Origin of the sequence: [Empedobacter] haloabium (assembly GCA_008011715.2) — a bacterium.
GTDB classification, from domain to species: Bacteria; Pseudomonadota; Gammaproteobacteria; order Burkholderiales; family Burkholderiaceae_D; genus Rugamonas; species Rugamonas haloabia.
On the sequence record CP136508.1, the window covers coordinates 5,726,188 to 5,737,932 of the forward strand.

Sequence of the window (11,745 nt, forward strand, 5' to 3'; positions counted from 1 at the left end):
GTGCGTCTCCTATATCAGAATGACGCACAGTATAGACCTCGTTTGAAAGAATTAAATTGCAAACAATTCCCAAGAATAGGCCTTTTGAGCAATAATATTGCGATAACAAACATCCAAAGAGGGATTTATGACCAAGATCGCGCTCGACAAAACCGACCGCAAAATCCTCGGCATCTTGCAGGCCGACGGCCGCCTGTCCAACCAGGACGTGGCCGAGCAGGTCAGCCTGTCGCCGTCGCCGTGCCTGCGCCGCATCAAGCGCCTGGAAGAGGAAGGCGTCATCCGCCAGTACGTCGCGCTGCTGGACCCGGACAAGATCGGCCTGGGCCTGCTGGCCTACGTCAACGTACGGCTGGAAAAGCACAGCGACGCGGCCGCGCACAGCAATGCCCGCGCGCTGGGCGCCCTGCCCGGCACGGCCTCGCCGCGCGAGGACTTCGCCGTCGCCGTCGAGCAGTGGCCGGAAGTGGTGGCCTGCTATGCGATGACGGGCGAGATGGACTACCTGCTGCGCGTGCACGTGGAAGACATGGACCACTTCTCGCGCTTCATGATGGCGACCTTGCTGCGCCACCCATCCGTGCTGGACGTGAAGTCGAGCTTTGCGCTGCAGCGCATCAAGGACACGACGGCGCTGCCGCTGGTGTAAGGCCGCGTATCAGTGCCGCGCTGCGCTGGCCGCCACGAGGAAGTCGGCGAAATGGCGCGTCATCGGCATTCCCGTCAACGGCTCGAGGAACAGGAACTGGCCCTGCGGGTTGACCTCGAGCCAGACGAATTCACCGTTGGGGTCCTGTTTCAGGTCGACCACGCCCATCTTCAGGTCCAGCGCGTCGAGCACCTGCCTGACCTGCGCGTGCAACGCCGCCGGCACGTCCCACGCAGTGACGGGCACCGACAGGTCGGCGCGCCAGTCCAGCGCATCGGTATCGATCGCCGCGGCCCATGAACGTTCGCCAAAACAGTTGAGCCGGATATGGCGGCAGCCGGGAATGTATTCCTGGTAGACGGCGGGACAGGCCGCAAACGACGCCTCGTCGATGCCGGCCGGATCGTCCAGGAAGCGCGTGAACAGCAGCGGCTCCGACACCCCGACCACGGGCTTGACGATGACTCTGCCATTCACCGCGCGGTACAGCTCCAGCACGTCCTGGCGGCGCTGCGTGACGACGGTGCGCGGCACGCGGAAGCCGTGCCGGCTGGCGACAGCCAATTGCAGGAACTTGTCGGCGGCGCGCACCGTGGCGGCCGGCGACGACACCCACGCACCATCGAAGCCGGCGGAGAACATCCCCATCATCGTGCCGCGACACTCGACGTCGATCAGCGCCCCGTGCTCGCCTGGCGTGGCCACGTTCAGCTGCTGCTTCGGCTGGGGGCGGCGCCACCAGATGGCGCCGACGTCGGCCAGGTCGATGGGATCGCCCTCGCGGCAGCGCAGGCTGACCCGCGCGCGGCCTGTGTCGAACCGCCACGATATGGCGGGGGAATGGGCGATCAGGTCGGTTTCGAACAGGGCGCACGGCTGGCCGCGCGCGTGCAGTTCGCGCTGGACCATCAGCGCATGCAAGTCGTCCTTGCCCGTCACGATCAGTATCATGGGTGCAGACCTTCGGGGAGCGTAGCGCCGTGGCGCTACGCGGTGGAGAAAATGCGGCCGGCGCGTTACGCCATGACGCCGCAATCGTCGGCGCAACCGTAGCTGCACGTCGTGGCGGCGCGCAGGCCCTGCGGTGCGCCGATCGCCACGCCCGTCAGGGTGCGCGCATTCTCTTCCCATTGACGCAGCTCTTCCGGCCCGCGCACCTCGATGTAGCCCTGCGGCTGCATCATCAGCACGACCGGCTTGCCGTCGGTTTTCATCTGTTTTTCATCGAATTTTTCGCCTAATTTCATGACATCTCCCTATCGGTTTCGGTTTGCATCCCGGGGGTACGGCGTACCGCTTCCAGGTCTGCAACGTCATGGTGCGCCGGCGGCGCGGCGCTGTCTGTCGGCGAGATGTCGTGACGTTGTCGAGGCTGTTTGATGCAAACGTCGCGGGTTGTAACGCGACAGTTGCGCTCGTGCTTGTGTCAGCCCAATCCGGGACAGTGCCGGATTATTCTTTTGGCGTGCGCCGCGGCAGCTTGCCCCACAGCTTGGTGGCGCGCCGCACGTTGGCCTTCAGGGCGTAGTCCAGCGTGGCCAGCTGCTCCTGCATCGCCTCCTGCAGCACGCTGGCCGGATTGGCGGGCCCCAGCTTCAGGTAGGCATCCGCCTCGCCGTAGTCGCGCTGGATTTCCATCCCGGCCTTCTTGGCGATGTGCATCATGGTCTGGTTCGACGACAGGCAGTGCATGTACAGCACGTCCACGTCGTGGTTGCGGCACACGATGGCGGCCCGCTCGAACAGCTTGGAGCCGATGCCAAGCCCGCGCGCCGACTTCAGCACCGACACGCCGAACTCCGCCACCCGGTCCTTCTCCGTCTTGCCCTCGCTGCCGGCCTGGCGCGGCGCGAAGGCCAGGTGACCGACGGCCGCCAGCCGGAACACCCGGTTGTAGACGCCGAACACCATGTCGCGCTGGAAGTCGATGCCCTCGACGTACTTCGTGACCTGCTCGTCGCCCATGTAGGAACCGAAGCGCAGGATGCGGTCGGAGCGCTCCAGCGACAGGAAATGGCGCAGCATGCGGCGCCGGTCGCGCTCGCCCAGCGCCTTCACCGGGATGGTCTCGCGCCCCTTGTTGAACCAGCGCTCGAGCGGGTTGCGGAACAGGTTCAGGCGCGTCATGTCGCGCTCTCGCCGGCCGCCATCGCCGCGTCGTCATCGGCCCCGTCGTCCTGCCGCAGCGCCTCGCGCACGGCGCGCACGCGCGCGTTGCGTACCATCTCCGGGATCCGGTCCGGCCGCTCGGACAGCCCCTGCGCGATGGCACCGGCATCCACCGCCCGGGCGGCGGCCAGCGCCGTCTCCAGATAGGCGCGCTGCGGGAATGGCCGGTCGGCGAAGCTGGCCGTGGCGCCGACACGGCCGCGCGCGTCGCATTCGCACGCCAGCAGCAGCTGCGTGAAGCGGGCCGGCTTGCGGAAACCGTCGCAACGCTCGAGCAGCGTAACGATGGTGCGGCAGCGCAGTTCCTGCGCGCGCGCCACGTTGCCGTGCTCGCGCGCCGTCATGATGGCGAGATCGCGGCAATCGGTCGGCACTTTCAGGCGCGCACAGACGTCCTTGACCAGCTGGACGCCCAGGCCCTCGTGCCCGTGATGCGCCGGCCACTGGTCGGCCGGCGTGACGCCCTTGCCCAGGTCGTGCAGCAGCGCGGCGAAGCGTACCGGCAGCTCATGGCCCCGGGCGGCGGCGTAGTCGACCACCTGCTCCATGTGGATGCCCGTGTCCACCTCCGGATGCCAGCGTTCCGGCTGCGGCACGCCCCACAGGCGGTCCAGCTCGGGCACGATGCGCGCCAGCGCGCCGCAGCCGCGCAGCACCTGCAGCATGCGCGAAGGCCGCGCCTCCATCAGGCCGCGCGACAGCTCCTGCCACACGCGTTCCGGCACCAGCGCATCCACCTCGCCGGCCTCCACCATCGTGCGCATCAGCGCATTGGTCTCCGGCGCCACCGTGAAGTCGGTGAAGCGCGCGGCAAAGCGTGCCAGGCGCAGGATGCGCACCGGGTCTTCCGCGAACGCTTCCGAGACGTGGCGGAACACCTTGGCCTGGATGTCGCGCTGGCCGCCGAACGGGTCGGACAAGGTGCCATCCTCGGCCCGGGCGATCGCATTGATGGTCAGGTCGCGCCGCACCAGGTCTTCCTCCAGCGTCACGTCCGGGGAGGTGTGGAACACGAAGCCCTTGTAGCCCGGCGCCGTCTTGCGCTCGGTGCGCGCCAGCGCGTATTCCTCCTGCGTGTCGGGATGCAGGAACACGGGGAAGTCTTTGCCGACGGGGCGGAAGCCCTGGCGCAGCATGTCCTCGGGCGTGGCGCCGACGACCACGTGGTCGCGGTCCTTGACGGGCAATCCCAGCAGCTCGTCGCGCACGGCACCGCCCACGATATAGGTTTTCATCGCTGCTTACTCGTCGTGCGTTTCGTCGCCCGGCGTTTCGTCTTCGTGCTTGCCGGCGACCTCGGTCTCGGCCAGCGCCTCCTCGATCCAGCGCGCCACGGCCGGGTGGTTGCGCATGCGTTCGCAGTAGGCCGACAGTGCCGGCGGCAGCACCACGCCATAGGTCTGGAAGCGCGTCACGACCGGGGCGAAGAACGCGTCCGCGATCGAGAAGTCGCCGAACAGGAAGCCGTTGTGACCGAAGCGGGACAGGCACTCCTCCCAGATCTCGCTGATGCGGCCGATGTCCGCCTGGGTATCCGGCGTGCGGCCCTTGCCCGGCAGGTGGGCGCGCACGTTCATCGGCATCGTCGTGCGCAGGCTGGCGAAGCCCGCATGCATCTCGGCGCAGACCGAGCGCGCCAGCGCGCGTGCCGCCACGTCCTGCGGCCACAGGTGCTTGTCGGGAAACTGCTCGGCCAGGTATTCGCAGATGGCCAGGCTGTCCCAGATCGTGATGTCGCCGGCCAGCAGCACCGGCACGCGGCCGCTGGCGCTGTAGCGGGCGATGTTGTTGGCGGTGTCCGGCTGGTCCAGCAGCACGCGCACTTCATGGAACGGGATTGCGAACGCGGTCATTGCGACCCAGGGCCGCATCGACCACGAGGAATAGTTCTTGTTGCCGATGATGAGGGTCAGGCCGGGCTCGCGCGCGGCGGCCAGGGTCTGGCTCAGGGTGGGGTCGAGTTCGATGGTGTGCATTGGTGCGGTCGAAGTGGGAAAATCGGCCAGCCGCGCTGCATCAGCGGCTGCTGAAGGTGGTCTGCTGCTGTTCCTGCTCGCTGTAGCCCTTGGGCGTGACCACGCCAAGGCGCGCCTTGAGCGACTGCGGCCGGCCCTCGAACAAGGCGGCGTACCAGGTCGCGTTGGTCATGACGTTCTTCACGTAGGTGCGCGTTTCCGCGTACGGGATCGATTCGATGAAGATCGTCGAATCCATCGGTTTCGTCAGCGCCGAGCGCCACGACCGCAGCCGGCCGGGACCCGCGTTGTAGGCGGCCGTGGCCAGCACCTGCGAGCCGTCCATGCTGCCCAGGACCATGTTCATGTAGTTCGTGCCCAGCAGGATATTGGTGCGCACGTCGGTCAGCATGTCCTGCACGAAGTTCGTCAGGCCGATCTTCTGCGCCACCCAGCGGCCCGTGGACGGCATCACCTGCATCAGGCCGGACGCCCCGGCGCTCGACTGCGCCGTCATGATGAAGCGCGATTCCTGGCGGATCAGGCCGTACACCCAGGCCCGGTCCAGGCCCAGCGTGCGCGTGTTGGCCTGCATGATCTCGTCGTGCGGCGCCGGGTAGCGGTGCGTGTAGTCGGCCTGCACACGGGTGCGCTCGGACGTGTACACCATGCGGTCCAGGATGTGGTTCTGGCGCGCGAATTCGGCGGCGGCGATCAGCTCGCGGTCGCTCAGGCGGCGCAGCTCCCAGTTCCATTCGCGCGTGCCTTCGAAGCGCAGACGCATGTTGAAGAAGCGCAGGGCACGCTGGAAGCCGGGACGTGCGCCGACGGCCGCGATCTCGGCCTGCGTGACGGGCGCGCCCGGCGGCGGGATCGAGACCGTACGCCCCAGCTCCTCGGCGGCCAGCAGGCCATAGTAATCCTGGCGTTCGGCGATGCTCTGGTACAGGAACTGCGCCTCGGCCGGCAAGCCGCCGCCGGCCAGCGCGGCAGCGGCGCGCGCCTGCCAGTACACCCAGGTCGGGTCCTCTCGCAGCGACGGCGGCATCGCCGCGATGTGGTCGCGCACCAGCTTCCAGTTCCCTTCGCGCAGCGCGTAGCGGGTGCGCCACTGGTGCTGGTCGATCGACAGCGGCGCGCCGTTGGCGCGGCGCCAGTAGTCCGACGTTTCCGGCGCCACCACGTAGGAAGCGGGCAGCGCGATATTGGCCCAGCCGATGGCCTGCTCCTGCGGCGTCAGCTTGGGCAGTGCCTTCTGCAGCGCCAGCACGGAGAGCTTGACGCTGGTGCGCGCGGCGCGGCCCAGCGCGATCAGGAAGACTTCGTGGTCGGCGCGCGTGTCGCCGGCGCCTTTCGCCAGCGCGATCGCAGGCAGGTCGATGGCCTGCGCGACCTTCTTGTCCGAGCCGTTCAGCAGCATGATGATGCGGCGCGCCGGGCCGGTGGCATTGGTCTCGCCAGCCAGCCGCACCTGAGCCCACAGGTCCTCCTGGTTGAACTGGCCGGTCTGGGCCAGCGACGCGATCAGCGCGTTGCAGGCTTCGCCGTAGTACGGTGGATAAATCAGCAGGGCGCGCGCCTCGGCGGCCACGTTCTGGCCCTTGGTCAGACGCGACAGCAGCGCGTAGCACTTGACCTGGGTATCATCGTTCAGCACGAACAGCGGCAACTGCTGGTCGAACAGCGCCCATTCGCGCTTGCGGCCCAGCTCCAGCAGCCAGTCGTTGCGCAGGCGGTCGGCGATGGCCTGGCCGTCGTAGCGCTGCAGGAAATCCAGGATCTCGGCGGTGGAGGCATCGCGGAAGTGCGATTTGATCCGATAATAGTCGACGTACGAGGGAATGGCATAGTCGCTCAGGCGCGCCGCGTAGAATTCGACCTTGGCGGCATCGTCGCGGCGGACCGAATCGCGCAGCAGCAGGAACGCATCGTCTTCCTTGCGGCTGTCGCCATTGTTATCCTGTGCGCTCGCCAGCGGGGTGGTGATGCAGCCTATCGCGAGCAGGGCGCCGGCTATCCATTTCGACGGGGAAATCAATCTACGACTCTCAAAGTTCGGGCAGCGCTCGCTGCACCCTGTAACCAACGATATGACCAACGATCCAAGAATACCACGCATGCCAGCCGCGCTACCACCCTCGACCGCACAGACAACCACCGAATTCAAAGCGGCATTGCGGCGCCAGCTGCTGGCCGCGCGCCGCAACATCGACGCGCCGACGCGGGCCGCGTGGGATGCCGACATCTGCCGCCATATCGTGACATGGTGGCAGACTGCAAGGGTGGACGCGCTGGGCGTGTACTGGCCGCTGCGCGACGAGCCGGACCTGCACCCGGCCTACGCGGAGCTGGCACGCCTGGGCGCGCGCCTGCTGCTGCCGGTGGTGCTGCAGCGGGACGCCCCACTGGCCTTTGCCAGCTGGCAGATCGGCGAACCGCTGGTCAAGGACGCAATGGGCATCGCGGTTCCCGCCCACCAGCGCCTGGAAGCGGTACCGCCGGCACTGCTGGTGCCGTGCCTGGGTTTCAATAAGCAAGGCTACCGGCTGGGCTACGGCGGCGGCTTCTACGACCGCACGCTGGAACAACTGCCGCGTCCGGCAACGATCGGCATCGCCTATTCCTGCCTGGCGGCCGAGTTCGGCCAAGACGGGCACGACGTGCCGCTGGACCGCATCATCACCGAAGCGGAATAAATACCCCAGAGCAGGAACTGGGGTCGGACCCGGCGGGTCCGACCCCGGCAGTTGCCGTTGGGTTTGGCCACGAAAAACGGTGATAGTCACCTATTTCCGCTGGCGGAGTTAGGTGACTGTCACTGTTTTTCCGAAAGCGAATTGGACGACTGCCAGCCGTTGGCGCACGAGCCAACCCAAGACCGGAACCTGGGGTCGGACCCGGCAGGTCCGACCCCGGCAGCTGCCGTTGGGTGTGGCGCGCGGCGAGAGCTATTTCACCAGCCGCTGCCACAGCGCCGTCGTCGGCGCCACCTGGTTCATGCTGTAGAAGTGCAGGCCCGGCGCGCCGCCGGCCAGCAGGCGCTCGCACAGCGCCGTCACCACGTCCAGGCCGAAGGCCTTGATCGATGCGGTGTCGTCGCCAAAGCTGGACAGCTTCAGCCGCACCCAACGCGGGATTTCCGCGCCGCACATGTCGGAAAAGCGCATCAGCTGCGTCGTGTTGGTGATCGGCATGATGCCCGCGACGATCGGCACCGTGACACCGGCCTTGTGGGCCTGCTCGACGAACTGGAAATATGCGTCCGCGTTATAAAAATACTGCGTGATGGCGGCGTTGGCGCCGGCGTTGACCTTGCGCACGAAGGCGTCCAGGTCGGCCTGCGGCGACTTCGCCTGCGGGTGCACTTCGGGGTAGGCGGCCACTTCGATGTGGAACCAGTCGCCGGTTTCGGCGCGGATGAATTCCACCAGCTCGCTGGCGTAGCGGAACTCGCCGGCCGCGCCATAGCCGCTCGGCAGGTCGCCGCGCAGCGCCACCAGGCGACGGATGCCGTGCGCCTGGTACTGTTGCAGGATGGCGCGGATCGATTCGCGCGTGCCGCCCACGCAGGACAGGTGCGGCGCCGCTTCTTCACCGGCGGCCATGATCTCCAGCACGGTGTCCAGCGTGCCCTGCTGGGTGGTGCCGCCAGCACCGAACGTTACGGAGAAATATTTCGGATGCAACTCGGACAGCTTGGCGCGCGTGGCGCGCAGCTTTTCCGCGCCTTCCGCCGTCTTCGGCGGAAAGAACTCGATACTAAAATTATGGTCAGTCATCGGCGTCTTTCAACAGCAATGTGGAAAGGGCCCAGGAGATCACGCTGTACAGCAATGCGCCGCCGACCGCGCCCCAGAATCCCGTCACTTGGAAGCCACTGACGAATTGCGACACCAGCCAGAACAGGAAACCGTTGACGAGGAAGATGAACAGGCCCAGCGACAGCACGGTCACGGGCAAGGTCAACAGCAGGAGCAGCGGGCGGATCAGCGTATTCACCAGGCCCAGAACGAGCGCCGCAAGCAAAGCTGCGCCGATGCTCGTGACATCGACGGAATGCATCAGGTAAGGCACTGCAAAGAGGGCCGCGGCATTGATGAACCAGGTCAGAACCAGACGCATGAACAAAAGCCTTTCAGGAAGCGAAAATGTAAAAAAAGCCGGCTTGCGCCGGCCTTGGTCGCCGATCAGTAGCGATAGTGTTCCGGCTTGTACGGGCCTTCGACCTTGACGTTGATGTAGGCCGCCTGCTCTTCCGTCAGCGTGGTCAGCTGCGCGTTCAGCTTCTTCAGCTGCAGGCGGGCCACCTTCTCGTCCAGGTGCTTCGGCAGGGTGTACACGCCGACCGGATACTTGTCCGTGTTGGCGAACAGCTCGATCTGGGCGATCGTCTGGTTGGCGAACGACGAGCTCATCACGTACGACGGGTGACCCGTGCCGCAGCCCAGGTTGACCAGGCGGCCTTCGGCCAGCAGGATGATGCGCTTGCCATCAGGGAAGATGACGTGGTCGACCTGCGGCTTGATGTTTTCCCACTGGTATTTCTTCAGCGAGGCAACGTCGATCTCGTTGTCGAAGTGGCCGATGTTGCAGACGATGGCCTGGTCCTTCATCTTCAGCATGTGCTGTTCGGTCAGGATGTGGTAGTTGCCGGTGCAGGTAACAAAAATGTCGCCGTGTTCGGCGGCATAGTCCATCGTCACGACGCGGTAGCCTTCCATCGCGGCCTGCAGCGCGCAGATCGGGTCGATTTCCGTGACCCATACTTGCGCGGACAGCGCGCGCATCGCTTGCGCCGAGCCCTTGCCCACGTCGCCATAGCCGGCGATGACGGCGATCTTGCCTGCGATCATGACGTCGGTGGCGCGCTTGATGCCGTCCACCAGCGATTCGCGGCAGCCGTACAGGTTGTCGAACTTCGACTTCGTCACGGAGTCGTTGACGTTGATTGCCGGGAAGGCCAGCTTGCCTTCCTTGTGCATCTGGTACAGGCGGTGCACGCCGGTGGTCGTTTCTTCCGTCACGCCCAGGATTTCCGGCAGGCGCTTGGAGTACCAGGTCGCATCCTTGGCCAGGTGCGCCTTGATGGAATTGAACAGGCAGATCTCTTCTTCCGAGCCCGGGTTGTCCAGCACGGAGATGTCCTTCTCGGCACGCGCGCCCAGGTGCAGCAACAGCGTAGCGTCGCCACCGTCGTCCAGGATCATGTTCGAGTAGACGCCTTCGCCCGGCCATTCGAAGATGCGGTGGGTGTATTCCCAGTATTCGTCCAGCGTTTCGCCCTTGACGGCAAACACCGGCGTGCCGACGGCGGCGATGGCGGCGGCGGCGTGGTCTTGCGTCGAGTAGATGTTGCAGGAGGCCCAACGGACCTTGGCACCCAGGGCCTCCAGCGTGCGGATCAGCACGGCGGTCTGGATCGTCATGTGCAGCGAACCGGTGATGCGGGCGCCCTTCAGCGGCTGGGCGGCGGCGAACTCCTCACGGATGGCCATCAGGCCAGGCATTTCCGTTTCGGCGATCTTGATCTCTTTTTCGCCCCATGCGGCCAGGCCGATGTCGGCGATGATGTAATCCTGGGAGTCTTTGAGTTGGGCGTTCATCACGCCTCCTTTCGTTTAGAAAAAAGTTGACGTGAGCGCGGTTGCAGAAGTGTCCGAGCCTGGCAGACCGCAGTGGGTCCGTCGCAACGCTCCTCGGAGAACGGGCATTTTAACGCAAAAAAACCGGAGACGGTGCTCCGGTCTTTATGAGTGTTGCTTAAAAAATGGGGTCCGTCCCCATTTTTCGGGCAACTTTTACGACAGGCCGGCGGAGGCGCGCAGCGCGGCGGCCTTGTCGGTGCGTTCCCAGCTGAATTCCGGCTCTTCGCGGCCGAAGTGGCCGTAGGCCGCCGTCTTCTGGTAGATCGGGCGCAGCAGGTCCAGCATCTGCACGATGCCTTTCGGACGCAGGTCGAAGTGCTCATGCACCAGCTCGGCGATTTTCTCGTCCGAGATTACGCCCGTGCCTTCCGTGTAGACGGTGATGTTGATCGGACGCGCCACGCCGATCGCGTACGACACCTGCACCTGGCACTGGCGCGCCAGGCCGGCCGCGACGATGTTCTTGGCCACGTAGCGCGCCGCGTAGGCGGCCGAACGGTCGACCTTCGACGGGTCCTTGCCGGAGAACGCGCCGCCGCCGTGCGGGGCCGCGCCACCGTAGGTGTCGACGATGATCTTGCGGCCGGTCAGGCCGCAGTCGCCCTGCGGACCGCCGATGACGAAGCGGCCGGTCGGGTTGACCAGGAACTTGGTGTTGGCCAGCCATTCCTTCGGCAGCACCGGACGGATGATTTCCTCGATGACGGCTTCCTCGATCTGCTTGTGCAGCATTTCCGGCGCGTGCTGGGTGGACAGCACGACGGTGTCGACGGCGACCGGGCGGCCATCGACGTAGCGCAGCGTGACCTGGGACTTGGCGTCCGGACGCAGCCATGGCAGGCGGCCGTCCTTGCGCAGCTGCGACTGGCGCTCGACCAGGCGGTGCGAGTAGTAAATTGCGGCCGGCATCAGTTCCGGCGTCTCGTCGCAGGCATAGCCGAACATCAGGCCCTGGTCGCCGGCGCCCTGGTCCAGGTCCAGGCCGGCGCCTTCGTCCACGCCCTGGGCGATGTCGGGCGACTGCTTGTCGTAGGCGACCAGCACGGCGCAGCCCTTGTAGTCGATGCCGTACTCGGTGTTGTCATAGCCGATGCGCTTGATGGTCTCGCGCGCCACCTGAATATAATCCACGTTGGCGTGGGTGGTGATCTCGCCGGCCAGCACGACGAGGCCGGTATTGCACAGGGTTTCGGCGGCGACGCGCGCTTTCGGGTCCTGGGCCAGGATGGCGTCCAGGATCGCGTCGGAAATCTGGTCGGCGACTTTGTCGGGATGGCCTTCCGAAACGGATTCGGAAGTGAAGAGGTAATCGTTGGAAGACATGCAA

Annotated in this window: 12 protein-coding genes and 1 riboswitch; of the genes, 2 read left to right on the plus strand and 10 right to left on the minus strand. The window is 65.9% G+C overall.

The features are described from left to right. The first annotated feature begins 127 nt into the window (after positions 1–127). Complete coding sequence (locus E7V67_024860) at positions 128–649, plus strand: Lrp/AsnC family transcriptional regulator (protein ID WUR12883.1); 522 nt, start codon at positions 128–130, stop codon at positions 647–649. A gap of 9 nt (positions 650–658) precedes the next feature. Here E7V67_024860 and E7V67_024865 read toward each other — a convergent pair whose 3' ends face one another. From E7V67_024865 to E7V67_024890, 6 genes are all read right to left on the minus strand, one after another. Further along, positions 659–1,600, minus strand: a complete 942-nt coding sequence (locus E7V67_024865) for a hypothetical protein (protein ID WUR12884.1) — start codon at positions 1,598–1,600, stop codon at positions 659–661. 65 nt (positions 1,601–1,665) lie between these two features. Continuing rightward, positions 1,666–1,896, minus strand: a complete 231-nt coding sequence (locus tag E7V67_024870) for a hypothetical protein (protein ID WUR12885.1) — start codon at positions 1,894–1,896, stop codon at positions 1,666–1,668. A gap of 205 nt (positions 1,897–2,101) precedes the next feature. Then, complete coding sequence (locus E7V67_024875) at positions 2,102–2,776, minus strand: GNAT family N-acetyltransferase (GenBank protein WUR12886.1); 675 nt, start codon at positions 2,774–2,776, stop codon at positions 2,102–2,104. Continuing rightward, positions 2,773–4,053 (minus strand): multifunctional CCA addition/repair protein, encoded by a 1,281-nt coding sequence (locus tag E7V67_024880; GenBank protein ID WUR12887.1) that lies wholly within the window; start codon positions 4,051–4,053, stop codon positions 2,773–2,775. The genes E7V67_024875 and E7V67_024880 overlap by 4 nt, the downstream gene beginning before the upstream one ends. Before the next feature lie 6 nt (positions 4,054–4,059). Next, complete coding sequence (locus tag E7V67_024885; protein WUR12888.1) at positions 4,060–4,794, minus strand: glutathione S-transferase family protein; 735 nt, start codon at positions 4,792–4,794, stop codon at positions 4,060–4,062. A gap of 40 nt (positions 4,795–4,834) precedes the next feature. Then, positions 4,835–6,811, minus strand: a complete 1,977-nt coding sequence (locus tag E7V67_024890) for a transglycosylase SLT domain-containing protein (GenBank protein WUR12889.1) — start codon at positions 6,809–6,811, stop codon at positions 4,835–4,837. A gap of 79 nt (positions 6,812–6,890) precedes the next feature. On the opposite strand from E7V67_024890, the gene E7V67_024895 reads away from it, so the two are divergent. After that, on the plus strand, positions 6,891–7,469 hold the full coding sequence (locus E7V67_024895; protein ID WUR12890.1) for a 5-formyltetrahydrofolate cyclo-ligase: 579 nt from the start codon (positions 6,891–6,893) through the stop codon (positions 7,467–7,469). A 252-nt stretch (positions 7,470–7,721) separates the two neighbouring features. On the opposite strand, the gene metF is transcribed toward E7V67_024895, so the two are convergent. From metF to metK, 4 genes are all read right to left on the minus strand, one after another. Further along, entirely contained in the window at positions 7,722–8,552 is an 831-nt protein-coding gene (gene metF, locus E7V67_024900) for a methylenetetrahydrofolate reductase [NAD(P)H] (GenBank protein ID WUR12891.1), read from the minus strand. Then, on the minus strand, positions 8,545–8,895 hold the full coding sequence (locus E7V67_024905) for a phage holin family protein (GenBank protein WUR12892.1): 351 nt from the start codon (positions 8,893–8,895) through the stop codon (positions 8,545–8,547). Before E7V67_024905 ends, metF begins: the two co-directional genes overlap by 8 nt. A gap of 65 nt (positions 8,896–8,960) precedes the next feature. Further along, on the minus strand, positions 8,961–10,376 hold the full coding sequence (ahcY, locus tag E7V67_024910; protein WUR12893.1) for an adenosylhomocysteinase: 1,416 nt from the start codon (positions 10,374–10,376) through the stop codon (positions 8,961–8,963). A 26-nt stretch (positions 10,377–10,402) separates the two neighbouring features. Further along, positions 10,403–10,477, minus strand: a riboswitch (S-adenosyl-L-homocysteine riboswitch). A 94-nt stretch (positions 10,478–10,571) separates the two neighbouring features. Next, complete coding sequence (gene metK / locus E7V67_024915; protein ID WUR12894.1) at positions 10,572–11,741, minus strand: methionine adenosyltransferase; 1,170 nt, start codon at positions 11,739–11,741, stop codon at positions 10,572–10,574. Between the last annotated feature and the right edge of the window lie 4 nt (positions 11,742–11,745).